Raw genomic sequence first — 26,525 nt, 5'->3', positions numbered from 1 at the left:
CGTGGACCTTAAAGGCAAACGCGTACTGGTAGTCGGGCTGGGGAAGTCAGGCGTAGCCTCGGCGCTCTTTCTGCACGCCCGTGGAGCGCGGGTGACTGTCTCCGATTCCAAAAGTGAGGACCAGCTACGCAGTGAGATTCCCCGGTTGCTCGACCAGGGTATTACCGTCGAGACTGGCGGCCACGGCGAGCGTACATTTCGTACTCAAGATTTGATCGTGGTTAGCCCAGGGGTGCCGGTGAACGTACCGCAATTGGCGCAGGCACGGCAGCTGGGAATTCCGGTGATTGGGGAAATCGAGCTGGCGGCGCGATTCCTGAAAGGCAAGATCGTCGCCATCACCGGTTCAAACGGCAAAACTACCACCACAGCACTCACCGGCGAGGTGATTTCGACGGGTGGCATCAAGGCTCTGGTGGGCGGCAACATCGGAACTCCCGCTATCTCCATGGTGGAGGAATCCACGTCGGACAGTTGGGTAGTTCTGGAGGTCTCCAGCTTTCAGTTGGAGACGATTGATAGCTTTCACCCAAAGATCTGCGTGGTGCTCAACATCACTCCCGATCATCTCGACCGTCACAGCAATTTCCAAGCTTACGTGGATGCCAAAGCGCGGATTTTTGAGAACCAGACGCCCGGCGACTTCACGGTGCTCAATGCTGATGATCCGACTTCGGCGGGGCTTGCGGAGCGCACCCCTGGGCAGAAAATCTGGTTCAGCCGGAAAAGGGAAGTAGAACGGGGTGCGTTCGTCAAAGCCGGCAAGATTGCTTACAGGAACGAGGCCTCCACCCGCGAAATCATGCCGCTCAGCGAGATCACGCTGAAGGGGACGCACAATCTGGAGAACGTGCTGGCGGCGGTCTGCGTGGGCATGCTGGCGCACTCGCAGCCGCAGAGCATCCGTCGCGCAGTGCAGGAGTTCAAGGCCGTCGAGCACCGCCTGGAATATGTGGCCACGGTGCGCGGCGTCGAGTACTACAACGATTCCAAAGCCACAAATGTGGATGCCACCATCAAGGCGCTGGAGGCGTTCCCGGCCAATATCCACCTGATTTTGGGGGGCAAGGATAAAGGTAGCGACTACACGGTGCTGAATGAGTTATTGCGCAAACGGGTGAAGCGGGTCTACACCATTGGAGCAGCGGCTGAAAAAATCGAGGGTCAAATCTCGCAGGCCGCAGAAGTGCTGCGCGCGGGCACACTGGAGTCCGCGGTGCGGCGTGCGGCGAGCACAGCCTCAACGGGGGACATTGTGCTTTTAGCGCCGGCCTGTGCCAGCTTCGACCAGTTTGAGAATTACGAGCACCGGGGACGGGTATTCAAGCACGCGGTGCAGACATTAGCTGAGCAGGCAGGCGGAGAAGGAGCAGCCTGATCCGGGAGAAGCATGGCCAAGAGAGTCAGCGTAGATAGACCTTTATTCACCGTCACCTTGCTGCTGGTATTTATCGGCCTGGTGATGGTCTTCAGTGCCTCCGCCGTGCTGGCGAAAGACCGTTACGGCTCGCCGTACACTTTTTTGATCAAGCAGATCGCTTGGGCAGTGGCGGGGCTGATCGCAATGTTTGCCGCCATGAAGATTGACTATCGCCGCTATAAGCAACCGGCGGTGGTGTTTTCGGCGCTGGGTATCACAACGCTGCTGCTGATTTCAGTCTTCTTCCTGGACCGTTCGCACAACACCCACCGCTGGATTCGTTTTGGGGGATGGTTTTCGCTGCAGCCTTCGGAGCTTGCGAAGCCGACACTCATCCTGTTTCTCGCCTATTTCCTTGAGACCCGGACCAAGCTCATGGACGATGTGCGCAACACCCTCATTCCAGCCATCGTCCCCACCCTGGCCTTCCTTGGCTTGATCGTGAAGGAGCCAGATCTGGGAACAGCCATCGCGTGCGCCGGCATCACTGCCACCATCCTTTATGTAGCGGGAATGCGGTTGCGCTACTTCGGATACGGGCTGGCCGCCTCGGTGCTGCCGCTGTATATGCTGATTTTCCGGGTGAGCTGGCGCTACGAGCGAATCCTAGCCTTCTTAAATCCTTACGCCGATCCGCAGGGCCGCGGTTTTCATATTATTCAATCCATGATTGCAGTGGGCACGGGCGGCGTCACCGGTATGGGATTGATGGAAGGCAAAGAAAAGCTCTTCTACCTTCCTGAGCCGCACACTGATTTCATTTTTGCGGTCACGGCGGAGGAGGTCGGGTTGGTGGGTGCGGTCATCGTGGTCAGTTTGTTTGCGGCGTTCCTATACCGGGGGATTCGTGCTGCTGTACTCACGGACGACAGTTTCGGTCGCTTTCTCGCCACTGGCATAACCAGCATGGTGGTGTTGCAGGCCCTTTTCAACATCAGCGTGGTGCTAGGGCTGTTACCCACCAAAGGCATACCGCTGCCCTTCATCTCCTATGGGGGAACTTCGCTTTTCGTCACCTTGGCCTGCGTCGGAGTCTTGCTCAACATCACGCAGCAAACGGATTAGCCCATGCGCGCGATCCTGGCGGGCGGCGGGACGGGTGGGCACGTCATACCGGCCCTGGCCATAGCCCGTGAACTTCAGGAGCGATTTGACGCCGAAGTGCTGTTCATCGGCACGGGGCGGGGCATCGAGACCCGTCTGGTACCGGCTGCAGGATTTCAACTGGAGCTGATCGAAGTGGGAGGCCTGAAGAGCGTCAGCCTGGCCACTCGGCTAAAGACCTTATTCAATTTGCCGCGGGCGATTCTTGATTCGGGCCATATGCTGAGTCACTTTCGACCGGATGTGGTCATTGGCGTGGGTGGTTATGCGTCCGGTCCAGCCATGCTGGCAGCCGCTCTGCGGGATGTGCCCACACTAGCGTTCGAGCCTAACTTCGTTCCCGGCTTTGCTAATAAGGTTGTGGCCCCGATAGTGACCATGGCGGCGGTGCACTTTGAAGAGACCTCCCGTTTTTTTCGTCGCGCAGTAGTGACCGGGGTTCCGGTGCGGCGAGAATTCTTCCCCATTCCCCCGGTCGCGGCCGTACCCCACGGCAGGCCTACTTTGCTGGTCTTTGGAGGCAGCCAGGGGGCAGCGGCTTTGAACCGGGTGATGGTGGAATCGCTAAGTAGTTTCAAAGCGCGGCTGCCGGAGATTTACATCATTCATCAGACCGGGGAGCGTGACTATAATCAGGCGCAAGCAGCGTATCTTCGTTCCGGCATTTCGGCTGAGGTACATCCTTTTATAGAAGATATGCCAGGGGCATTTGCCCGCGCCGATCTGTTGGTCTGCCGCTCGGGGGCGAGCACGGTAGCGGAGGTGACTGCGGCGGGCCGGACTGCCGTTTTCGTTCCCTTTCCACGTGCCGCCGATGACCACCAAAGGCGGAATGCGGAGGCTTTGGCAAGCGCCGGTGCGGCGGCGCTGATTACCGAAAATGAGTTGACGGGTGAGCGTTTACTTGACGAGATCAGGGCGCTATTGCTGGATCGCCCCAGACTGCGTCGAATGGCAGAGGCCGCGCGTGGTTTAGCTCATCCCGATGCCGCGGCGGAGATTGCGAACCTCGCGGCAAGGCTGGCAGGTGTAGCGAATAGGTGAAATGTTTGCCAAAATCCAACGCGTTCACTTCGTAGGCATTGGTGGAATCGGCATGAGCGGTATCGCCGAGGTGCTGCTGACCCTCGGCTACAAAGTTTCCGGCTCCGATCTGAGAATATCGCCCGTTACTCAGCGCCTTGCCGGCCTGGGAGCCACCATCTTTGAGGGGCATTCCGTCGGCAATGTCGCTGGCGCTGATGTGGTGGTGACCAGTTCCGCCGTACGTCCCGACAACTCTGAAGTCGTAGAGGCACAGCGCCTGCACATTCCCGTCATCCGACGGGCGGAAATGCTGGCGGAACTGATGAGGCTGAAGTATGGAATTGCCATTGCCGGGATGCACGGAAAGACCACGACCACTTCGATGGTTGCGGCAGTCCTGGCGGCGGGCGGCCTTGATCCCACGGTTGTGGTTGGCGGCAGGGTTGATGCCATGGGCTCCAACGCGCGCCTGGGAAAATCGCAGTACCTCGTGGCCGAAGCCGATGAGAGTGACCGTTCCTTCCTCTCTTTATCGCCCATTCTTGCAGTGGTTACGAATATTGACCGCGAGCACATGGACTGCTATCGCGACATGCGGGACGTGAAACGCACCTTTCTGGAGTTCATGGATCGAGTGCCGTTTTACGGGATGGTGGTGCTGTGTAACGACGACTCCCAACTGCGGGCGCTCTTGCCTCAACTCAAGAGACGGGCGGTGAGCTACGGCACCCGGCCCGATTCAGACTTTCGTATTTTGCCGCTCAAGCAATCAGGAAGTTCTCCAGCCGTGCCGGGCAGCCGCTTTCAGGTGATCTATCGCGGACAGGAACTCGGGGAGTTTCATCTGAACGTTCCCGGGGCACACAACGTACTGAATGCCACGGCGGCAGTTGCGGTTGGCGTGGGATTGGACATCAACGTTAATGAGATCCGATCTGCGCTGGAGAATTTCAGGGGGGTGGACCGCAGATTCCAGGTGCGCGGACAGATAGCCGGGATCAGCGTTGTTGACGACTATGGTCACCACCCTACGGAGATCCGTGCCACCCTGGCAGCCGCCCGAGAGTGCGGATATCGCCGAGTCCACGTGGTCTTCCAACCTCACCGCTATACCCGCACTCAACTTCTGCTGGATCAGTTCGCCACTGCTTTCGGAGATGCGGACTCCGTGTTCGTTCTGGACATCTATCCTGCGAGCGAGCAGCCCATCCCCGGCGTGACCGCGCAGTCGTTGGCGGAGCGCATCGTCAGGGCCGGTAAAACAGCGCTCTACGTCGAGTCATTTGCGGAAGCCGCATCAGCCGCGGCTTCGGTGGCCGAAGAAGGCGATGCCATCCTTACCATGGGCGCTGGTAACATCTCGCAGCTTGCGCCTCAACTCCTCGAGCAGCTCACTGCCCTTGCCGGGACTGCAAAAGTCCAAGCCACATAGTTTCTTTTTTCCGGACCAACGCGCACACGGAGCCACGAAAGCTGGACGTCGTCCCGGAGTTTCTGTGGCAACCATGGTTGCTTGCCGCTGATCGAATTGCGTCCAACCGCTGTCCCGAACTTGGCCGCACGTGCGACAACTCTGTGGAAAAATTCCTTGTCTCAAATTTGGACATTGACGTTATAGTGAAGGCACTCGGCGATTCACGGCGACAACTAGCAGGTAATGGCGCGCAAGAGTGTTTCCCTGTCTCAGGAAGACTTGGAACTTACGCCAGGGCAGGAGTTCGTTCCGGCTACGCTGGATGACTCTCGACTGGTCAATCTCGAGTCCGACGCAGAATCGCCATTCCTGCGCGCGCAAAAGCGCGTCTCAGTTCGTCGTGGATCAATTCCCAAGAAAACAGCCACTCGCCTGATGATGGTGGCCGTCGCTGCCGGAGTGATGTTCGCCATCGCGGCGCTGGCCGGAGTGGCCTATTCGTATGGCGCACACTCCTGGCGATTCGCCATAAATTCAAGCGACGACATCGAAATTTCCGGCACCCACAATGTTCCTCGCGCGCAAGTCATGGAAGTGATGGGCGGCGACATCGGACGCAATATCTTCTTCGTGCCGCTGGCCGACCGGAAACGCCAGCTTGAAGAAATTCCGTGGGTGGAGAGCGCGACCGTCATGCGCTTCTTTCCTAACCGCCTGCACGTGGACTTGCATGAGCGCACCCCGGTGGCCTTCGCACGCCTGGGTCCCCGAATCGAGCTGATGGACGCGAGCGGCGTGGTCATGGACCTGCCGGCGAGCAGTCACCAGAAGTATTCGTTTCCGGTGATTGTCGGCATGGGAGAGGCGGAGCCGATCTCCACCCGGGCCGCGCGCATGAAGATTTACGGCGAGCTTGTCCGGCAACTTGATGCCGGGGGCGCCAATTACTCTCAGGACCTGAGCGAAGTTGATCTCTCTGATCCTGACGATGCGAAGGTGACGGTCAATGATCCTTCAGGTGCCGTATTAGTGCATCTGGGGGCTTCCAATTACCTGGACCGCTACAAAATTTACGTGACCCACGTGGCGGAGTGGCGCCAGCAATTTCAAAAAGTAGATTCGGTAGACCTGCGCTATGACCACCAGATCATAGTCAATCCTGACGGCAAGCTGGTGGCTCAAAAGCCGCTTTCAAAGCCAGCAGCGCGTGCCGCCATCGCGGCGGGGGTAAAGCCTACGGCTTTGATCGCAGCCGAAGTGCGCGCCCCGGCGACGAACGCCAGAAAACCAGTGAAGCGGGTCATTATTTCAACCCGTCCGGCGCATCGCTGGCACAAGAAAAAGCCGGTGAGGCTAACCAAGACCCGTCAGGACTGGAGACATTAGGCCGAACATGAGGAAGCACCGCGCATGAGCAATCTGAACGAGCATCTGCTGACCGCAATTGATGTAGGCAGCGCCAAGACCTGCGCTCTGGTGGCGGAGATCACCGACGCCGGTCTGCGCTATCGCAGTCACGGCATCGTTGACTCGCTGGGCTCGCGCAAGGGCATGATCGTTGATTTGGAACGGGCGGTTGGTTCCATTCAACGGGCAGTGGAAGAAGCCGAGAACGGTATTGGAGCGCCGATCGAGCGCGCCATAGTCGGAATAGCCGGCTCTCATGTGCGCGGCGTGAATAGCCTGGGTGGAATCAGTTTGGGAACCCGCCCCCGGGAGATCACCCGCGAAGAGATCCGTCACGCGGTGGAGAAAGCGCGCGCGATTTCCCTTCCGGCAGACCGAGATGTGCTGCATCTGCTTCCGCAGGAGTTCATACTCGACGATCAACCTGGAATACGCGATCCCCTGGGCATGATCGGGAGCAAGCTGGAAGTGCGCGTCCACCTGGTGACCGCCGCTGGAAGCGCCACCCAGAACGTGGTTACTGCCATAAACCGCGCCGGAATCCACGTAGATGACACGGTATTCGAGCCCCTTGCCTGTGCCGATGCGGCATTGCGATCCGAAGAACGGGAACTGGGCGTATGTCTGGTGGACATTGGCGCCGGATCTACACAATTGATCGCATTCGTAGAAGGCGCCGTGGTGCACACGGCGGTTCTCCCGGTGGGAGGCGACCACTTCACCGGCGATATCTCTGTAGGGCTGCGCACCGCGCTGATTGAGGCCGAAAGACTGAAATGCAATTTCGGGTCGGCGGTGGTTACCCGCATTCCCGAAGGACATGAAGTGGAAGTGCCCTCGGTGGGCGACCGGCCGTCACGTATGGTGCAACAGCGCGTACTGGGGGAAATTCTTGAACCGCGGAGTCGCGAGCTTTTTGAGATGCTACGCGACAATCTTCGCCATTCCGGCATGTTAGAGATGTGCGGCGCGGGCGTAGTGCTCACCGGAGGCGGGGCCCGGCTACCGGGCATGCTCGAAATCGCAGATTCAATCCTGCGAAAGCCGGTGCGCATGGCATGGCCAGCTCCACTGGCGAAAATGCCGGCTCTGCTGGCTGAGCCCGAGTTCACTACCGTGATCGGAATGATCTTTTATGGCCATCGGGCACGGCTGGTTCGTGGCAAAGAAGAAGAGAAGTGGGGAGTAGCGCGACTGCGGGCCTTGTTCGCGAAGTCCTGAGCGAAGAGACCGGAATCGAGACGTAGCAAGAACAATCTATGCGAGGAACGGAGAGCAAACCATGACGCCAAAAAGAGAGAACACGCTTTCGCCGTCGGACACGCCCAAGAGTGGAATCCGGATCAGCTTCCACGAGGAGGCGCGCAACGATGCCAACATCAAGGTAATCGGCGTCGGTGGTGGCGGCGGCAACGCCGTCAATCGCATGATTGACGCCGGGGTGGAAGGCATCGAGTTCATTGTTGCCAACACCGACCTGCAAGCGCTGCGGCTCTCGCGCGCGGCGATGAAGATTCAGCTTGGGGTGAAGCTGACTAACGGCCTGGGCGCGGGCGCTAACCCGGAAGTTGGGCGCAAAGCGGCTCTTGAAGATTCCGACAAAATTATCGAGGCGCTCGAAGGCGCCGATATGGTCTTCGTCACCACCGGTCTTGGCGGAGGTACCGGGACCGGAGCCGCGCCGATAATTGCCTCGCTGGCCAGTGAAATGGGTGCTTTGACGGTTGCGGTAGTCACCAAGCCTTTCGGTTTCGAAGGCAAACGGCGGATGTCACAAGCGGCGAACGGTCTCGCCGAACTGATTGACTCAGTGGACACGACCATTGTGATTCCCAATGAGAAACTGCTTGCGGTGGCTGACAATGCCGGATTTTTCGAATCGTTCAAAGTGGCGGATGACATTCTGCGCCAGGCGGTGCAGGGGATTTCGGACATCATTACCATTCCCGGGATCATTAATCGCGACTTCGCGGACGTGAAGGCAATCATGGCGGGAATGGGCTATGCCGTCATGGGTACCGCCAGCGCTCGCGGCGAGCGGCGGGCGTTAGAGGCGGCGCAACGCGCGATCGCTTCGCCATTACTTGAGGCCGGCGCAATTGACGGCGCGCGCGGCATTCTGATCAACATCACCGGATCCAGTTCGCTCAAGCTGAGCGAAGTGAATGAAGCCTCAACCATCATCCAGAGCGCGGCTCACGAGGATGCGAACATCATCTTCGGCGCGGTCCTCGACGAGAAGATGAAGGACATGGTCAAGATTACGGTGATCGCCACAGGTTTCAAGACCGATGCTCCGCAACGACGTGAACGCGGACTGTCCTCAGCGGCGTCCGCCATTTCACGACAACGCGTCACTTCCAGTTTTTCGGTGTCGGAACCTTCTCCGATGCTGAGTGATATGGACCACGAAGAAGAAATCAGGCCAGCGAGTCCCGCTCGGGCGATGGCAGCAGAGGTGCCACGAGCGCCGATGATCCCAAATTTCGAGCCCGAAGACCTCGACGTGCCCACATTCCTGCGCAAACGTGGCGAGGTGAACTGAGCAATTGCAATTTTTTGTCCCATAGTGACAAGGGAATGCATTTTCCACGGAGGACAGGCTTTTTCCACACGAAAGATAGTATCGAGAAAGTTAACATGCGCTCGTTACCGAAGTTTATGTTCTTCCGGTAACTCGAAGGTAAGTAGCTGCATCTGAGAGCTTTAGTTGTGAGTACGTGGTTTTGCTGATCGTGATTTTTATGTTGCGGTATATTCGGCAACTCTCTTAATATCAATGTCGTGACTAAATAGCGCTGCCATGATTAGAAATTGGCATGCGTCGTGCAACTAGTCTGGTTGGCAGGTCTTCGGGGATGGTAACGGGATTCATGAAAAAGGGCTCTGTAGTTGTCCGGCTCGCTCTAGTCCTTGCGCTGGCTTTTTTCTCGCTGGCTGCCATTGCTGCGACGGTTAATACTCGTCCGCTCACTCGCAGTAACAAATCAAAATCACAAATCAATGAAAGCGCGCGTGCCAGACGACGCATGAGTCGCTTGCGGCATAGCCGTGGCTTGTATGCGCGCGGTCGGCGCGGACGTGGGCGCTATGCGCGTCGCCGGCATCGTTTTTACGAGCGATTCTACACAAGTTCTTTTACGGATGATGTTGCCGATGGCGACGTCACAGCCGGTGAAGACCCGGTGGTTCGCGCTGCAGCGGTGGACGCGCTGGGCAACATGAATGGAACGGTCGTCGCAATTGAGCCGACCAGCGGACGCATCCTGGCAATGGTGAACCAGAAGCTGGCGCTCTCGAGCGGTGCGCAACCCTGCTCGACGATAAAGCTTTCGGTGGCTTTGGCTGCTCTCAGCGAAAACCTGATCACCAAAGAGACACCCGTTCCGTTGAGCCGGCGTTACCGGCTGAACCTAACCCAGGCACTTGCGCGTTCCAATAACGCCTACTTCGAGGCGATTGGGCGGCGTCTGGGGTTTGAGAAGGTCAGTTATTACGCGCATCAGTTTGGACTGGGAGAGCTTGCCGGCTACAACATTCCGGGCGAGCAACTGGGCTCGTATCCCGAAGAAGAAATCTCCGCCAAACAAGGCGGCGTTGGCAAGATGTGCTCGTTCGGCGAAGGCATTTCCATGACGCCGCTGCAACTGGGCGGACTGGTCTCCGCCATTGCCAATGGCGGAACTCTTTATTATTTGCAGCACCCTACATCACCCGACGAAGTTGCCGGCTTCCAGCCGAGGGTGAAACGGCACCTCGACATCGCGCCTTTGATTCCCGAAATTTCCGATGGCTTGGTTGACGCGGTTCGGTACGGTACTGCTCGCACCGTACGGATGAATTTCAACGAAGAGATGATCATGGGCAAGACCGGCACCTGCTCAAAAGATGGAACCCGCTTTGGCTGGTTCGCCTCTTACGCCAACACCGACGTAGGCAGGATCGTTGTGGTGGTATTTCTTCAGGGGGGACGTCCCACCTTCGGTCCCAAAGCCGCCGAAATCGCAGGCCATATGTACCGCGACCTGTACGATCACAGTTTCTTTGTAGTGAAACAACCTGCCACAGCAGAGCACACGCCCACGCCGGAAGTGGTCGGCGTTACCCAATAGATTTCTCAATTGATAAATAAGGCCTCCTCAGGGAGGCCTTTTTACTTGCGGGACCTTACTTTTTTCTCTCGTCGCCGGCGATAACGCCGTCCTTGATGTTAATCACGCGGTGCGCGTACTCGGAGATGTCGTGCTCGTGGGTGACAAGTACGATGGTGTTGCCCTGTTGATGCAGCCGGTCGAACAAAGCCATGATCTCCCTGCCCGTCTGGGAGTCGAGGTTTCCGGTAGGTTCGTCAGCAAGAATAATCGAGGGATTATTCACCAGCGCACGCGCCACAGCTACGCGCTGACGTTGTCCTCCGGAAAGCTCGTTCGGCTTGTGCATAACGCGCGGTTCCATTCCCACGGATGCCAGGGCAGCCTTGGCACGCGCAATGCGTTCTTCGGTGGGCACGCCTGCATAGATCAGGGGAAGCTCCACGTTGTGTAGCGCGGTAGCGCGCGCCAGCAGGTTGAAAGTCTGAAAAACAAAGCCGATTTCTTTATTGCGGATGCGTGCCAACTCGTCATCGTCCAACTCACTCACCAGGTGGCCGTTCAACCAATAGTTGCCTCGCGAGGGGGTATCCAGGCAGCCGATCAGATTCATCAATGTAGATTTGCCCGATCCCGAGGGTCCCATGATGGCGACGTACTCATTGCGCTCGATGCGAAGGTTAACGCCTCGCAGCGCATGTACCTGCTGTTCCGAGCCCATGTCGTAGGTCTTCCACAGATCCTCAGTACAGATCATGCAGGAAGCTGGGGGCGCCACTGCTATGCGTTCGCTCGTACCCGCAACTTGCGTTGCCATGCTGCTCTCCTCAATGCCGTCCGACTGCCTCATGGCACTGCCGTTTTGGACGGCTGCGCCGCAAAAACGTTATGTGGACCCCTCTTCTTCTTTCTTGGGAGCCGAATTGTCCACCTTTACGCTCGCACCATTCCGCAAGGTGCGCAAGATCTTGTAACTGCCGGTAACGATCTCGTCACCTTTTTGTAATCCCTTGATGACTTCAATGTCGGTTGTCCCACTGATGCCAGTTTCGACTGGCACGAACACTGCCTTACGGTTGCGAATCACGAACACGCCCTGGATTTCTTTCTTCTCGTCTGGATTCGCGGTGTCGGGAGGAGGAGCAGCTTTCACCGATCCCTGGTTGTTTTCTTCCAACTCAGACTTGCGTCGCACCGTCAGCGCCTGGATGGGAATGCTGAGGGCATTGTTGCGGGTAGCAGTGGTTATTTTCGCGGTTGCCGAGAGGCCCGGCCGCAGATTTTCAGGTGGATTCTGCAACCTAACCACCACCTTGAAATCCTTGGCTTCCTGACCGGCGATGGTCTCCTGCGAAGTGGACACTCCCGTGGAGCGTACGACTGCGTTGTTGCCGATTTCGCTTACTACCGCTTTGAAAGTCTGGTTCGGAATCGCATCTATCGTGACCTCAGCCGGCTGATCGAGCTTGACGTTCACAATGTCAGTTTCATCCACTTTCAGTTCGGCGGTAATCACAGACATGTCCGCGATTGTCATCAGGGTGCTGCCGGGTGCGTTCTGGATACCGATGACCACAGTTTCACCCTCGCGGACCGGCAAGTTAGTCACAATTCCGTCAAAAGGGGCGGCATAAGTGGTCTTTTGCAGAACGTCGGCTACACGACGAAGATTGGCTTCATTCTGGATGATGTGGCGTTGAGAAGAGTCAAGCTGAGCCCTGGCTTGAGCGATCCGTGCGTGCGCCTGGGCCACACCGGCTTCGGATGTCTCCCAAGCGTTCTTCTTGGCATCGAATTCTGATTTCGCAATCAGCGCTGCTTTGTAGAGTCCCTGCGCCCGGTCGTAGTCCAACTTGGCCCGCTCAGCGTCGGCATTGGCCCGCTTCAGATCGGCGAGATCGGTTTTCAATCCGGCATCAGCAGCCTGCGCGTCAGTACGCGCCACTTCGAGCGACGCGCGCGAGGCGGCTACGTCGGCGGAAGACTGCACATTTTCCAACTGGGCCAAAAGTTGCCCCTTCTTTACGCGATCGCCTTCTTTGACGTACAGCTTCACGATTTTCCCGAAAGCGTTCGCGCTGACATTTACGTAGGTCTTTGGCTTTACTTCCCCTGACCCGGAGACAATGGAGACAAGGTTCTGTACCTGTACTCTGCCACTTTGAACTGTAGCTACATTCTTGCGGCTTTGGTGGATCGCGATCGCAACCATGGCGGCCAGCAGCAACGCTGCCCCGATGCCGATCGCAATTTTCTTCCACGTCTTCATTACACCCTTTGTTGTCTGTCCTACCGGACGGGGTGCACACCTTCACTTACGGCCTGAGGGTGCGAAAAGTTCCGTTTGCCAGTCTTTAGGAGGTACTCCTGCGAACCGCCAGCCCGCTCTGGACAGGGAGGACCCACGTCGTCAACTCGAGAGCAGAAGAATTATAACCTTTGGACCCTCCGGTACCGAAGAAACATCGGTTAGAAGGCCGCGTTAACCAGTTCTCAGGGCATTCGGCCAGCTATGGAAGGACGTACCCCAGCCTTGCCTTGCAGTGGTCAAATACTTACAATGGCTACCAGCGGAAGTCTCTGCGGGAGTGTCCCTTACATGTCGGTTGATGTTTTTCGGCGTGTTCTTATCTCCGGGTCAATCATTACCGGTTTGTGGTTAAGCAGTTTTGCTGTTGCTCAAGAGGTAAAGCCTGCCTCAGGGAAGCAATCTGATCCAGGTGCCTCTCAGGACCAACCTACCGCAAAGGACCAGCAGGGCGATCCGCTGAAGCGCCCTCTTAGTGACCAGCAGCGCAAAAAGAACGAAAAAGCTCTTCGGCAGGAGCTAAGCAAGACCTACAAGAAGTGGCTGGACGAAGATGTTCGCTGGATCATCACGGACGAGGAGCGCGAGGCATTCCGCAAGCTGAGCAACGACGAGGAGCGCGACCAGTTCATCGAAACCTTTTGGCTTCGCCGTAGCCCGAACCCTGACAGTGTGGAAAACGAATACAAGGAAGAGCACTACCGCCGCATTGCGTATGCCAATGAGCATTTCGCAGCGGGCATTCCTGGCTGGAAAACGGACCGCGGTCGCATGTACATCATGTACGGTCCGCCTGACGAAATTGAGTCGCATCCCTCTGGCGGAAGCTACGATCGGCCAATGGAAGAAGGCGGGGGAACGACTTCAACTTTCCCGTTTGAAGATTGGCGTTATCGTTATCTCGAGGGCGTGGGGCAGGAAGTCATCATCGAATTTGTTGATCCCTGCATGTGCGGCGACTACCACATGACGATGAACAAGAACGAGAAAGATGCGCTCTTGTATACGCCCAATGCCGGCCTGACCTTCTATGAGCAAATGGGTCTGGCGAACAAATCGCAGCGGGTTGCGAACAATCCCTTCGGATTGAACAACGGGGGTCCCTTCGCCTCGAGTAACCAATCCAAGCAGTTTGATGTGCTCGAGCAATACGCCAAACTGAATCGCGCGCCGGTGGTGAAGTTCAAAGATCTGGCAGAGGTCGTTTCCCACAAAATCAGCGTTAACTTGATGCCCTTTGATGTGCAAACCGATTTCATCAAAGTCACTTCGGATACCGTGCTGGTGCCGGTGACCATCCAGATGAAGAACAAGGACATCACATTTCAGAATAAGGACGGGGTTGCGACCGGCGTGGTGAATATTTTTGGACGTGCCAGCACGCTGACCGGCCGAGTAGCGCAGACATTTGAAGATACAGTAAGTGCGCGGATTCCAGCTGAACTGCTGCCCAAGGCCACGGATGCCGTCCAGGTTTACTGGAAGGCGTTGCCTCTGCGTCCGGGACGCTATCGCTTGGACATTGTCGCTAAAGACGTGAATGGTGACCGGGTGGGTACCTGGAGTCGCGGCATCATGGTCCCGGAATACAATGAAGACAAGCTCGCTACTTCAACCCTGATTCTGGCGGACGCCATGGAAAAGGTCCCGGCGAAGAATGTGGGTACTGGGAATTTTGTGATTGGTTCTACGAAGGTTCGCCCTCGTTTGGGCAGCGGTGACGGTAAACCGCCAACCTTCAAACGTAACCAAAGAGTAAACTTCTGGATGCAGGTATACAACCTTGGGGTAGATCAGCAGACCCACAAACCCAAGGCGACAGTAGAATATAATGTGGTGAACGCGGCCACGAACAAGGCCGTGATCCATACGGTTGAGTCTACAGACCAGATGGGTAATGTAGGCGGTCAGCTAACGTTGGAGAAGAGCATGGCGGCCAGCTCGCTTCCACCTGGCCTGTATCGGCTGAACATTAAAGTGGATGACGCCGTTTTGAAGCAGACGGTCGACCCCTCGGTGACCTTTGCCGTTGAGTAGTTCGATAATACTCACGTCCCCCGCGAGGTGGTGAGTTGAAGAGCATAAACCTTGGATGGTTGGCAATCGTGCTGGCGGTGGCTGTGCCAGCAGGCGCTACGGCCAGGACTGCTACGATTTCCGGTTACGTGCGCGACTCTCAGGGAACCGCCCAGTTGGGCGCGATCGTTCAGGTATTGGGTGCGACTGCTGCGAACGTCCTCACAGTTTTTACCGACGACAATGGATTTTACTCCGCAGGTCAACTGAATCCTGGTGTTTACCACGTCAAGGTGAAAGCCCCCTCGTTCCTGCCTTCGTTACGGGAAAATATAAGTCTTCGGGCAGGGGCCAACCGCGTTGTCAATGTGACCCTCAACACGATTTTCGAAGCGATGCAGACATTGCCGCTGCGCCCAGGGCCGACTCAGGAAGACGACTGGAAATGGACGCTGCGTTCAGCGGCAAACCGGCCCATCTTGCGGGTTTTGGATAACGGCCCCTTAACGGTGGTTTCGGAAAAAGTTAACGACGCCGACCTGAAGGCCCGTGTGGCGTTTGTTGCGGGGTCCGGTGCGGACGGCTTCAATGCGGGTCGAACCGTCTTTTCACTGGAACACTCGCTTTTTAGCGACGGCAAACTTTCCTTCAATGGCAACGTGGGCTATGGGGTCGGTTCACCGACAACGGTATGGAGGGCCAGTTATTCGCACCAAATGGCGACTGGTTCCCGGCCTCAGGTGTCGTTCACCATGCGCCGCCTCGCGGCGCCTGACGCGGGGCTGCACGATACGGCGCTCCAGGCTTTGACTTTATCGGTTTCCGATGGCTTTACGCTGGGAGACGTATTGGATCTGGACTTCGGGAGCGAGCTGCAGACCATCCAGTTCATGGGACGTGTAAGCGCTGCCCATCCCTTCGGCTCCGCCGACCTGCATCTTTCACCCAATACGGTTTTGGAATATCGCTACGCCACCACCGAGCCCAATACCCGCATGGAAAAGGGGTTCGATTCTGCGCCAGCGGACTTAAGTGAATCTGGCCCGCGAGTTTCAGTCACGGGCGGAAGTCCTGCGTTGGAGCGGGCCCACCACCATGAGCTTTCTATCTCTCATCGCTCCCGCGAGACCAATTTGCAAGCAGCCGTTTTTGCCGACCGTATCTTGAACACCGCCTTGACCGGGATTGGCAATCCTAATGCTGAGTTGGAAGACGTACTGCCCGATGTATATGCCCAGACCTTCACTTATAAGGGCAGAGAACTGAGGAGCACTGGAGTGCGTCTGGTGGCGCAACGGCAGCTCGCCTCGGGGATAACCGGTACATTGGATTACGCGTACGGCAGCGTCTTGTCTGCGGCTCCTGGGAGCCAGTGGCATTCGCTGCCCACCGCCCTGCATACCGAGGGACGCCATGCCGTTACTACCAAGGTGAGCGGCACCGCTCCCCTTAGCAAGACGCGCTGGATAACTTCATACAAATGGACCAGCGGTGAGGCGCTTACGCCGGTAGATCTGTTTAATACGTCGGCGGGCCAGGCTGATCCTTACTGGAGCATCTTCATACGTCAGCCCATTCCCGGGACGATCTTTAACTCAGGGCACATGGAGGCATTGCTGGAAATCCGCAACTTGCTCGCAGAAGGATATGTGCCCGTGTTTGGACAGGACGGTCACACCTTATACCTCGTCCAGGCTCCTCGCTCGCTGCGCGGCGGAGTTGCCTTTACCTTCTAAATAGCTGTTTTCTGCAGGTTATCAATCGAGAATTTTCTGCCACCACTTTTTTGGGGGTTCGGGTTCGTAGAACTCGTCGCTCAGGCCAAGAAAACCGCTAGCGGTGGATGGGTTTGATCTTTCGGGAGTGAAAGATGCCGGGTTCAGTGTCGCCGTGCCTGGCAGCCTGGAGTCAAATCTCGCTAACATCACCCTTCCTGGTTTGCCGGAAGGAAGCAGCACGATTGCATTTCCCGCCTCGCTCTGTAGAACAGCCTCCAGTATTGCCTCGGTTGACGAGGCTGAAGCCCGTTTGACGGGAGTGGTTCCATGTTGCGATAAGAGTGCTTCGGTTCGATCATCAAATGCGTAACATTGAACCATTGCTCAATCTCCGCTTGGCTTGCCCCTTTTGGCTTACCCCTTGTCCGGGCTGACCTGCCTATTGAGATGCGGGCAGCGGCTGATTTGATGCGTCGCTCGGCCACCCCGAACCAGGCAGTTGAGGCGGGAGCTATCTACCTGCACAAGAACAGCCTCGCGCCGTTCCCATAGTACTTGTACTAACGTACCCGTTAAGTAACGTTGGCGACCGCCATCCAGAATGTTACGCTCCCGGAAGTAACACTCTATTTCCAGAGAACAAAAGAACATGCGCCGTTCCGTCAGAATTTTGCTGATCCTGTCTCTTACTGTCAGTGCTTCCGCCCAAGCGGTCGACTGGAAGAAGCCGCTTAAAAAAGTCGACTGGAAGAAGCCCATTGATAAGGTTCGAGAACTTCAGGAAAAGAGGCGCAAGCGCTCCACTACATTGCCCATCACCACCAGTTCAATGAAAGCCCGCAAGCTTTTTGAGGCGGGGCGCGCCGACTTCGAGAACCTGAAAACAGATAAAGCGCTCGAGAACTGGCGAAAGGCCACGAAACTTGATCCAAAATTTGCGCTAGCGCACATTGAAATCGCGCTGGTCAGCAAGGACCCTGCGGAGCAGAATAGGGAGCTCAAGCAGGCCAAGGCTTTGACACGCCAGGTCACGGCGGGCGAGCGGTTGTTCATCCGATGGGTCGCAGGCGTGCGGGAGAACAACTACGTGGCCGGCATCCAGGCCATGAATGACGTCGTAGCGAAGTACCCGCGGGACAAGCACCTTATCTATATCGTGGGAAATTGGCTCATCCTGCAGGAAAGCTACGATCAATGCCGCAAGATGATGGAACGTGCCCTGGCCGTAGATCCTGGCTTTCCTCCCGCATTGAACAATCTTGGATACGCCTACGCCTCGACGCGCGAATACAAGAAGGCCTTCGATGTTATGGAAACGTATGTGGCTGTGTTGCCCCATGAGCCTAATCCCAATGATTCATACGGCGAAATCCTTCGGATGTCGGGGGATTTTGCGGGCGCTCTTCAGCACTACAATGCTGCGCTTAAGATTGACCCGCTGTTCGCTCAGCTCGGGGTGGCGGATACGTACGCCCTGATGGGAGACGGCGAGCGAGCACGGGCCGAATACGCCAAGGGCATTGACCAGGCAACCAGCGCATCGGACCGCGTTGAATTAGGTATGCAGTCCGCGATGACGTGGGTGAGGGAAAAGAAGTATGGGAAAGCGGATTCAGCCTTCTTGGCCGTTGCGGCTGAAGCTCACGGAGCACAATTAGGCTTGCACGAGGCCCAGATTCACCGGATGATGGCTATCTACCAACCGGACGATGCGGTAGCTTTAAACCACCTTAAGACGGCAGAGGAAATCCTGGTTTCCAACCCCAACCTCCTCAAGTCCGATCTCGATGAAGAACGCGCCCGCGTGCTGCGCTGGCGCGCAATCCGCGCTTCCCGTGCTGGAGATAACGAGACCGCGAACAAGGCCCTCGAAGAGTTGCAAGCCTTGGAGAGCTCCAGCGGGAGTCGCCAGATATCTCATGCCTATCACGCAGCCGTGGGCGCGGTGCTCATGATGCAGGAGAGCTATTTTGCCGCTATCCCGCACCTCGAAGAGGACCACGAGAACGCTTTCAGCATGAAGCTACTGGCTGAAGCCTATGCTCGCACCGGCGCGATGGCCGAGGCCAACGAACAATACAAGAAGCTGACCACCATGAACTTACCCACCATTGATCAGGCAGTGGTGGTTCCGGCAGCGCGCGAGAGACTCGCGGCAAATCCGCCGGCGGCAGCGGACTCTCACTAAGCGCGACCGCCAAGCTGACTTGAAGGGCGAGAAGGAGCCCTGTTTTCGCTGCATAATTGTCCCCGGGGGCCACGCATCGGAAAATTTGTTTCTACCCATTTCCACACAGGAGCTTTAGGGTACAATTCCGCGAATTCCCTTCAATCAACGCGCGAGCTAGCTATGGCGACCAAAGAAACTAAATCTGAGCGGCGCGCGAAACAGCGCTTTCCGGTGAAGCTCCCGGTGTCGGTAAAAACCGAAGACGGGACCATCGAGGAATCCACCCAGACGCGCGACTTGAGCACTGCGGGAGTGTTCGTTTACACCAACTCCCGAATGCAGGCGGGCAGCGAAATGGAATTGGTTTTGGTCCTTCCACCGGAAATCACCTTTGCGCAGAAGAGATGGGTATGTTGCCAAGCTTCAGTGGTGCGGGTGGAAGAAAACGCCAAAGACGGAAATTTTGGCGTCGCGGCAGTAATTAAGCGCTTCGATGTCCTGCCCGAAATCTAGAAGGCCCTTAGCGACCCTCCCAAAATTCATTTCAATTGGTCGAATGATCGCCTGTAGTTCTTTATTCCGTGTGCCGGAAGGAAACCGTTATCGGTTCCACGCCACGCGCCATGCTGGTGGTCTCGTGCCGGACACCCGGAGTAGCCAACCTCTCAACCGTGCCAATCAAGGGCTGATCTGTGATGGCATACAAGAAGTGATTCGAGCCGCGATGATTACGCGCACACAAATTGTCTATCAGCGATTGGGTGTGGCGGCTCAATACCTGCTGCGGTAGCACTTCGAAGTGCCGAAATACCCAGATGAGATATAGCCGCTCGAGAAATGAGGGGAGAAGATAACGGGGCCCCACTGGAGTTAACAATCGCAACACGCCCCAACGGAGTTTAGTGATCCACACGTGCGAACCTTTCTGTGGCGCACAACCCGGCCAGAGCTGAGCTTCGTTAAACGAGCAAGTATTGCACCAGAAAAGATGCATTCCGTCCAGAGTTTTTGAAACATTTTTTTGAGACCTGGCAGGTGCGCTTCATCCGAAGCGGACCTTGGTTCGGCCAATTGGTAGGCCTTCTAAACTACTGAAAATGTGACGATTACAGGTTTTTTTGGCGAGGCCTAGTTACTTTGGCAGAGTTGGCAATTGCCGAACTCAGAATTCTTGGACAAAAAGCATTGGTGGGGGAGAGCAGTGAACGTTCCCGATCTGATGGATTATTTTTGCCCGCCACTGGTTAAAAATTGCCCAGCTCGGAGGCGATATCGGGTTGCCCGTGGGCGCGAGTTCTCAGCCGATACCACAGCACAATTGTGGCAAGTGAGAAAAAGAAAATGATGGTGGAGATGGCATTGATCTCAGGGGTGATGCCGCGCCGCAGACGCGACCAGATTTCCAGCGGTAGGGTATTGTCTCTGCCGATCAAAAAGAAGCTTACCGCGATCTCGTCCATTGAAAGAGTAAAGATGAGCAGCGCAGCCCCGATGATGGACAAGCGCAGATTCGGGAGTGTCACTCGCCAAAAGGTTTGCAGATAATTGGCGCCCAGATCCAGTGAGGCCTCCTCCTGCGCGCGATCTAATTTCTGCAGTCCCGCAAAAATCTCAGTAGTAGCTACCGAGATTAGTGCCGTGCCATGACCGAGAGTGATGGTAAGCAGACTGAGCTTCATGTGCAGCATGACGAACAGCATCAGCAAAGAAAGTCCGGTGATAATGCCAGGAAGAATAAGGGGCAGCAGCACCAGACGGCGGAAGACGGCTTTTCCGGGAAACGATGCGCGATCGAGCGCCAATGCTGCGGGCATACCAATTAGCAATGAGATCCCCATTGCAACCAACGCCACCCTCAGGCTGTTGAGTACCGACTCCCAAATGGCGCCGTCTTTAAGCAGTATCTTGTACCAACTGAAAGTCAGGTCGTGTGGTGGAAAACCAGCGACGCCCGCGCCGTTAAATGAGTAAACGATGAGCGCCAGAATTGGCAGGTAAAGAAAAGCGAACACCACCCACGAATGGATTGAGAGCCAGCGCGATCTTGGGACAGTGTTTCTCATCGGTACGCCCAGCGCTTCTCCAGGTGTTCAGAAATAAATAGCAAGCCAACAACCAGCGCCAACATGCATAAGGAAATCGCTGCGCCCAGGGGCCAGTTATAAGCAGCCCCGAACAGGCTGACCACAATGTTGGAGATCATGATTCCGCTCGGTCCACCCAAGAGGAGAGGCGCCAAAAAATCTCCCAGACTCAGCACAAAGGCAAAGGTAGCGCCCGCCAGCACCCCCGGAATAGAGAGCGGGAAGACGACTCGCCAAAACGTCTGCAGCGGCGACGCGCCCAGATCATGCGAGGCCTCCACCAGGTTGCGTGGGATGTGCTCGAGCGCAGCATAAATTGGCAAAAAGGCGAATGGTGTGTAGATATGTGTGAGGGTGAGCACCACCGCGAACGGGCTGTAAAGAAGAAAACCGAGCGGATGATGAGTCACGTGAACGTACTGCAACAAGGTGTTCAAGACACCGTCGCTGCCGAGAATTGTCTTCCAGGCATATGCGCGCACCAGATAGCTCACCCACAGGGGAATGATCACCAGCTGATAGAGCAAATCTTTGCGCTTGCCCGCATAAAACGAAAGATAATAGGCCATCGGATATCCGAGCAGAAGGGCCAGGACCATCACCGAACCGGCGGTCCGCATGGAACGAAACAATACCTGCAGGTAAACGGGAACCGCTAGCAGCTCGCGGTAATTGTTCAGGTTCCACTGGTGGACGATGGTCTGTGACGGTGTGACTGTCCAAAAGCTGTAACAAAAAAGCAAAACGTAGGGCACCAGAAGAAAGATCGTCACCCACAACAAGGGCGGCACCGTAATGGCCAGTTTATAGGCGCGTGAAAACATTCAGCTGCTCTTCTGGTTTTCAGCTGGCGATGTGAGACTGGTATCGCGGACTCGCACCGCATCGTTTGCTGAAAACTCAAACTCAGGTTCGACGCCCGGTACACCTTTTGGCTGAGATTTCTGCCCCGAAATGCGCACAGAGAGCTTCAACCCGTCGCTGGCTTCAACTTGCAGCAGTTCCGTCGCGCCATGGAATGACTGGCTGCGGACCGCGGCGCAGAAGCGGACCGCGCCAGGACTCGATGGTCCTGCGGAGGAACCGACAACGCGGATATGCTCAGGTCGCAGGGAGAATATCGCCGGACCATCCTCGGTGGTAACGGCGAACACGAGCTTTCCACAACGGGCAATCCCACCGCTTACTTGGCAGCGCAAGAGATTGGTATGTCCGATGAACTGGGCGGTGTAGGTGGTAGCTGGGCGAGCGTAGATGTCGCGCGGTGTGGCAACCTGCTCAAGCTCGCCGTTGCGGAGTAAAGCAATGCGATCGGACATGACCATAGCTTCTTCCTGGTCATGAGTGACGAAAACGAAAGAGATGCCAACCTCGCGCTGCAATGATTTCAGCTCCAATTGCATTTGGCGACGGAGATTGGCGTCCAGCGCGGAAAGTGGCTCATCCAGCAGCAAGAGGCGCGGGCGATTCACCAGGGCGCGGGCCAATGCCACCCGCTGTTGCTGCCCGCCACTGATCCTTGAGGGTTTCGACTGCGCCAAGGCTCTCATCTTCACCATGGTGAGCGCCTGTTCGACGCGCGCGTCAATTTCCTGTTTAGCGATTTTCCGCACCCGCAGACCGTAGGCCACGTTATTCCAGACCGAAAGATGGGGAAAAAGCGCATAGCTCTGGAAGACTGTGTTCACGCGGCGCCGATAGGGTGGCAGCGAATCGAGGCGTTCGCCGCCCATCCAAATCTCCCCTGAATCGGCATGCTCGAAGCCGGCGATGAGGCGCAAGAGGGTGGTCTTGCCTGATCCACTCTCGCCCAGAACGGTGAGGAATTCACCCTCATCCACGTGCAAGGAAATGTCGCGCAGCACGCGCGTCTTACCAAAGCTCTTAGCGATGGCACGGATCGAGAGCAACGGGTGAGTTTTGGAGACAGCCGCAGCGCCAGGAAGAGATTCTGTTTCCGTTGATACCATCATGTAGCGCGGGCACTCCTGCCCGCGAGCTCCCCGCGAGGCCTATTGCGCGGCTTTGACCTCGTTCCAAATCTCGTTGTACTTGGCGCGTCGAGGGACATTCTGCCAGAAGTAAATACGCTTTTGGTATTCGTCCACATTGTCGAGGTGAAGGTTCTTCTTCTCCTCTGCGGTCATGAACTGCGCCGCCTGCGGATTCGCCGGCGTATATCCGGTGACGTCGGTGACTTTCTTCTGGGTTTGGGCGCTGGTCATGTACTCCAAAAATTTATAGGCCAGGTCTTTATTCTCGCTCGCACTGGTGATCATCAGTTGATCAATCCACCCGGTAGTATTTTCGCGGGGAATGGTCTCGCCGATTGGGAAATTCGACTTGCGAAGCTGGTTGGTCATCAGGGGCCATCCCATGGCGGCCACGACCTCGTGGTTCTGAAAAAGATTGGTCAGTTCGCCTCCGGTTGACCAGATTTTGCGGATGTTCGGCTTCAGCGCCAGGAGCTTGGCTTTTACGGCATCGAGCTCCTGATCGCTCAAGTTGTACATATGGCTGGGATCGGGCTTGTCATAACCCAGAAGCTGCGCCGCCATATACACCGTGGAGAGATCGTCCCAAACAGAAATTTTTCCGCGGTACTTGGGTTCCCAGAAGACGCTCCAGCTTTCCGGGCTTTTAGAAAATACGGTGGTGTCGTAGAGCAGGGGATTCGGACCCCAAAGGAACGGCACACCGAAGACCTGCCCGCCAGTTTTGACCAGCGGCATCGAGGTCAGGTGCTGCGAAAGCTGCGAGTAGGTCGGAATGCGCGAGAGGTCAAGCGGGGCCGCCAATCCCGAAGTTGCGATCATGGTAGCCACGTCGCTCGAAGGAGAGATTACGTCGTAGGTGCTGGCGCTCCCGCCACGCAGCTTGGCGACCAATTCGTCGCTTGAGCCCATGTAGGAGGCCGACACCTTGCAGTGGTTTTGCTCCTCGAATCCGCGCACAAATGAAGGGTCAGCATATCCTTCCCACACGAGCAGGTTCAGAGTGGGCTGTTTTTTGGAACAGGAAACAAACAGCCCAGCCAGCAGCAGCGCCAGCGCGATCAGGATACGGCGTAGTAGCGTCATCTTCCCCCGGCGGCTGCGGATTTGCCGGACCATTCTGGCGACTCGTACACAGTCTTGCCAGCCACCAAGGTCAACAGAACTTTGGTGTCTGCCGTCTTGTGAGGATCCACCTTGAATAAGTCCTGCGAAAGCACAATCAAGTCAGCCACTTTGCCAGGCTCCAGGGAGCCTTCCGTTTTCTCGAATTTCCCGGCATAGGCGGCGCTCAAGGTATATGCCTCGATTGTCTTCGCAAGAGAGAGTCGTTCGCGAGGGACGAATCCACCCGGCGGCGTCCCCTCCCGACTCTGCCTGGTGAGGGCGTTCTGCACCCCTTGCCATGGGTTCAAGGTCACCACCGGCCAATCGCTCCCGAACGCGAGCCGGCCGCCGTTTGCATTGATGCTGCGCCAAGACCAGGCTCGCGTGGCCCGCTCCGGTCCGGCATTGCGCGACCATACACCGAGTGTGTCTTCATCTGGATATGCGTGGAGCGGCTGCATGCTGGCGATCACGCCCAGCTTGCCAAAGCGTGGGATATCAGCCGCGGTAATGGTTTCGATGTGCTCGATGCGGTCGCGAGAATCCGTGGTGTGGTTTGCTTTGTGCGCCTCCTCGTAAGCATCCAGCGCCAGGCGCACTGCACGATCCCCGATGGCGTGAGTAAAAATTTGATATCCACGCCGGTCCAATTCCGTTACCGCCTGCTTGTATTTCGCGGGATCCCAGAACATTTTTCCGCTCTGACTGGGATCGTCTGAGTAAGGCTCAAGCATAGCCGCAGTGTGCGACTCGACGACCCCATCGAGCATGGTCTTAACCACACTTCCTGAGATCCATTCATCATGATAGGTCTTGCTGGCCTCCTCGATTTTTTGAAGTTCGGCAGAGGTCAGCTCCGGCGGGTCGAGGAAATACGCAACATAGAAGCGCAGTGTAAGCTCGCCTTTCTTTCGCAACTCATCATAAAGATCGAGCCATTCGAAGTCCTGACCGGCGCTGTGGACCCGAACCAGACCAGCTTTATTGGCCTCGCGAATTCCCTGACGAAGTGCTTCGCGGCGCTCTTCACGGCTGGGCTTAGGTACGACTTTGTCCACCAGGCTGAAGGCAGCTTCCTTTAGCGCTCCCGTGGCCTCACCGGTTTTAGGATCGCGAACAATCTTTCCGTTGGGGGGATCGGGAGTATCGCGAGTGATTCCGGCGGCCACCAGGGCTTTGCTGTTGGCCCAATAGGTGTGCCCATCAAAACCTTCAAGGTAAACCGGACGGTCCGCCACCACCGCATCCAAATACTTTTTGTCTGGCAATGCTGCGGCGCCGAATGCCGGATACGACCAGCCCCGGCCGAGAATCCAAGGCGCATTGGGATGCGCGTCGGCGTAGTCCTTCACTTTCTTCTGAATTTCTTCGACGTTCTTGGCGCCTTCCACGTTGACCCGGCCCAGGCTAATCGAGCCATCCATGAAGTGAATGTGGCAATCGGTGAAGCCGGGCAGAACCAGGTGGTTCTTGGCATCTATAACGCGGGTCGAAGGACCGCGATAGGCGGCAATTTGCTTGGCAGAGCCTACCGCCACGATCTTGTCACCGCGAATCGCGAGCGCTTCGGCCCACGGTTGTCGCGAGTTGACGGTGTAAATCCTAGCGTTCAGCAGGACGGTGTCGGCCGGAGCGGGAGAGTCTTTGGCAACTGCCGCACTCGCAAACAGTAAGGAGAGTGCGACAGAGCAAATTCCCACCATACCGACTCGAATTAAAAGCTCACGGCGCAATCGGCTGTAACTTTGCGAAGATCTTCTTGCCATCAATCCTCCGACATTAGAACGTGGGCGGAGTGTTCACCCAAAGCACCCAGGCCTCACTCGGTCCGGGATTCAACCAGGTGTGCGGCGTGGGACTCTCAAAATAAAAACTGTCGCCGCGCTTCAGACGATACTCTTGCCCATCCAGCGCAATCTTCAATTCTCCGCGCAACACGAACAAGAATTCTTCGCCATCGTGCGAATAGGAGTCGCCACTGCCTGCTTTTGGGGCGATGCGGAACAGGTGCGGTTCCATCACCGCGTTTCCCCAAGCCAGCAGTTCCATGCGTACACCCGGCCCGGCTTCCAGCACTTTACGCTTCTCAGGCCGTACCAGGTGCGAATTGGATGTTTTCGCGTCAAAGAAATCGAGAATGTTGGTTTTGTAAAAGCGCGCGAGCTTGCGCAGTGTGCCGATGGAGGCGCTCATCTGCGAACGTTCCAGAGCGCTTAGAAACCCTACGGAAACCCCCACCGATTTAGCTACCTCCGCCAACGAGAGTCCTCGGCGGGTGCGCAGACTGCGCAAGCGCAGGCCGATGCCCCCTCCCGCCCCGTCCGGGGAGGTGCGCACCAGTCCCTTGCTTTTGAGCATTTGCACGATCGCAGGAGCGTTCATGCCCCGAACGCGGCGCAAGAAACGTGCGCGCTTGAGCAGTTTCACATCCTCGCTGCTGTACAGGCGGTAGCGACTGGCGGTCCGTTGCGGACGCGTCAGTCCCAGACTCTCCCAAGATCGGATTACAGACGGGGACACGCCGACCTGGCGAGCCACGTCGCCTATCTTTAAATATCCCTTGTTGTTGGGGTGAGTGGACTCGTTCATGCGACTCGCCAGGCTGGCCACGCGGCAGCGTTTTTCCCTTGACAGCCAGCGGGCACGTTCTCTAACCTTGCGGGATT

Annotated in this window: 21 protein-coding genes; 12 read left to right on the top strand and 9 right to left on the bottom strand. The window is 56.8% G+C overall.

From position 1 onward, the window contains the following. Position 1: 1 nt before the first annotated feature. The 8 genes from murD to VFA76_01770 all read left to right on the top strand — a co-directional run bounded on the left by murD (position 2) and on the right by VFA76_01770 (position 10,483). Positions 2–1,378: a UDP-N-acetylmuramoyl-L-alanine--D-glutamate ligase gene (gene murD / locus VFA76_01805; protein ID HZR30574.1), complete on the top strand. Its 1,377-nt coding sequence runs from the start codon at positions 2–4 to the stop codon at positions 1,376–1,378. 12 nt (positions 1,379–1,390) lie between these two features. Further along, the gene (ftsW, locus tag VFA76_01800) at positions 1,391–2,485 is read left to right on the top strand and encodes a putative lipid II flippase FtsW (GenBank protein HZR30573.1); all 1,095 of its coding nucleotides are present in this window, start codon (positions 1,391–1,393) and stop codon (positions 2,483–2,485) included. A 3-nt stretch (positions 2,486–2,488) separates the two neighbouring features. Beyond that, positions 2,489–3,568, top strand: coding sequence for an undecaprenyldiphospho-muramoylpentapeptide beta-N-acetylglucosaminyltransferase (gene murG, locus VFA76_01795; protein HZR30572.1), 1,080 nt, complete (start codon positions 2,489–2,491; stop codon positions 3,566–3,568). Between the two features lies 1 nt (position 3,569). Further along, the gene (gene murC / locus VFA76_01790; GenBank protein HZR30571.1) at positions 3,570–4,982 is read left to right on the top strand and encodes a UDP-N-acetylmuramate--L-alanine ligase; all 1,413 of its coding nucleotides are present in this window, start codon (positions 3,570–3,572) and stop codon (positions 4,980–4,982) included. Positions 4,983–5,207: 225 nt separating this feature from the next. After that, the gene (locus VFA76_01785) at positions 5,208–6,350 is read left to right on the top strand and encodes an FtsQ-type POTRA domain-containing protein (protein ID HZR30570.1); all 1,143 of its coding nucleotides are present in this window, start codon (positions 5,208–5,210) and stop codon (positions 6,348–6,350) included. A 24-nt stretch (positions 6,351–6,374) separates the two neighbouring features. Beyond that, a complete protein-coding gene (gene ftsA, locus VFA76_01780) occupies positions 6,375–7,592 on the top strand; it encodes a cell division protein FtsA (GenBank protein ID HZR30569.1) in 1,218 nt (405 codons plus the stop codon). Between the two features lie 61 nt (positions 7,593–7,653). Continuing rightward, positions 7,654–8,916, top strand: coding sequence for a cell division protein FtsZ (gene ftsZ / locus VFA76_01775; protein HZR30568.1), 1,263 nt, complete (start codon positions 7,654–7,656; stop codon positions 8,914–8,916). Positions 8,917–9,244: 328 nt separating this feature from the next. Beyond that, complete coding sequence (locus VFA76_01770; protein ID HZR30567.1) at positions 9,245–10,483, top strand: penicillin-binding transpeptidase domain-containing protein; 1,239 nt, start codon at positions 9,245–9,247, stop codon at positions 10,481–10,483. 55 nt (positions 10,484–10,538) lie between these two features. On the opposite strand, the gene VFA76_01765 is transcribed toward VFA76_01770, so the two are convergent. Together VFA76_01765 and VFA76_01760 are read right to left on the bottom strand one after the other, a co-directional pair. Further along, positions 10,539–11,279 carry an ABC transporter ATP-binding protein gene (locus tag VFA76_01765; protein HZR30566.1) on the bottom strand — a complete coding sequence of 247 codons (741 nt, stop codon included), beginning with the start codon at positions 11,277–11,279 and terminating at the stop codon, positions 10,539–10,541. 69 nt (positions 11,280–11,348) lie between these two features. Beyond that, positions 11,349–12,731: an efflux RND transporter periplasmic adaptor subunit gene (locus tag VFA76_01760; GenBank protein ID HZR30565.1), complete on the bottom strand. Its 1,383-nt coding sequence runs from the start codon at positions 12,729–12,731 to the stop codon at positions 11,349–11,351. 330 nt (positions 12,732–13,061) lie between these two features. Here VFA76_01760 and VFA76_01755 point away from each other — a divergent pair, with 330 nt between their 5' ends. From VFA76_01755 to VFA76_01740, 4 genes are all read left to right on the top strand, one after another. After that, positions 13,062–14,807, top strand: a complete 1,746-nt coding sequence (locus tag VFA76_01755) for a GWxTD domain-containing protein (GenBank protein HZR30564.1) — start codon at positions 13,062–13,064, stop codon at positions 14,805–14,807. A gap of 35 nt (positions 14,808–14,842) precedes the next feature. Next, on the top strand, positions 14,843–16,522 hold the full coding sequence (locus VFA76_01750) for a carboxypeptidase-like regulatory domain-containing protein (protein HZR30563.1): 1,680 nt from the start codon (positions 14,843–14,845) through the stop codon (positions 16,520–16,522). Positions 16,523–17,153: 631 nt separating this feature from the next. Continuing rightward, a complete protein-coding gene (locus VFA76_01745) occupies positions 17,154–18,692 on the top strand; it encodes a tetratricopeptide repeat protein (protein HZR30562.1) in 1,539 nt (512 codons plus the stop codon). 162 nt (positions 18,693–18,854) lie between these two features. Then, positions 18,855–19,187, top strand: coding sequence for a PilZ domain-containing protein (locus VFA76_01740; protein ID HZR30561.1), 333 nt, complete (start codon positions 18,855–18,857; stop codon positions 19,185–19,187). A gap of 61 nt (positions 19,188–19,248) precedes the next feature. Here VFA76_01740 and VFA76_01735 read toward each other — a convergent pair whose 3' ends face one another. The 7 genes from VFA76_01735 to VFA76_01705 all read right to left on the bottom strand — a co-directional run bounded on the left by VFA76_01735 (position 19,249) and on the right by VFA76_01705 (position 26,448). Further along, complete coding sequence (locus tag VFA76_01735; protein ID HZR30560.1) at positions 19,249–19,587, bottom strand: hypothetical protein; 339 nt, start codon at positions 19,585–19,587, stop codon at positions 19,249–19,251. 331 nt (positions 19,588–19,918) lie between these two features. Beyond that, positions 19,919–20,737, bottom strand: coding sequence for an ABC transporter permease (locus tag VFA76_01730; protein HZR30559.1), 819 nt, complete (start codon positions 20,735–20,737; stop codon positions 19,919–19,921). Further along, the gene (locus tag VFA76_01725) at positions 20,734–21,582 is read right to left on the bottom strand and encodes an ABC transporter permease (protein HZR30558.1); all 849 of its coding nucleotides are present in this window, start codon (positions 21,580–21,582) and stop codon (positions 20,734–20,736) included. Before VFA76_01725 ends, VFA76_01730 begins: the two co-directional genes overlap by 4 nt. Beyond that, positions 21,583–22,731 (bottom strand): ABC transporter ATP-binding protein, encoded by a 1,149-nt coding sequence (locus VFA76_01720; protein HZR30557.1) that lies wholly within the window; start codon positions 22,729–22,731, stop codon positions 21,583–21,585. Positions 22,732–22,770: 39 nt separating this feature from the next. Then, the gene (locus VFA76_01715; GenBank protein ID HZR30556.1) at positions 22,771–23,871 is read right to left on the bottom strand and encodes an ABC transporter substrate-binding protein; all 1,101 of its coding nucleotides are present in this window, start codon (positions 23,869–23,871) and stop codon (positions 22,771–22,773) included. Continuing rightward, positions 23,835–25,625, bottom strand: a complete 1,791-nt coding sequence (locus VFA76_01710) for an amidohydrolase (GenBank protein ID HZR30555.1) — start codon at positions 25,623–25,625, stop codon at positions 23,835–23,837. Before VFA76_01710 ends, VFA76_01715 begins: the two co-directional genes overlap by 37 nt. Before the next feature lie 13 nt (positions 25,626–25,638). Beyond that, entirely contained in the window at positions 25,639–26,448 is an 810-nt protein-coding gene (locus VFA76_01705) for a cupin domain-containing protein (GenBank protein ID HZR30554.1), read from the bottom strand. Between the last annotated feature and the right edge of the window lie 77 nt (positions 26,449–26,525).

This window comes from Terriglobales bacterium (assembly GCA_035651655.1).
Classification (GTDB): Bacteria; Acidobacteriota; Terriglobia; order Terriglobales; family Acidobacteriaceae; genus DASRFG01.
This window is presented reverse-complemented; position numbering and strand designations above follow the sequence as displayed.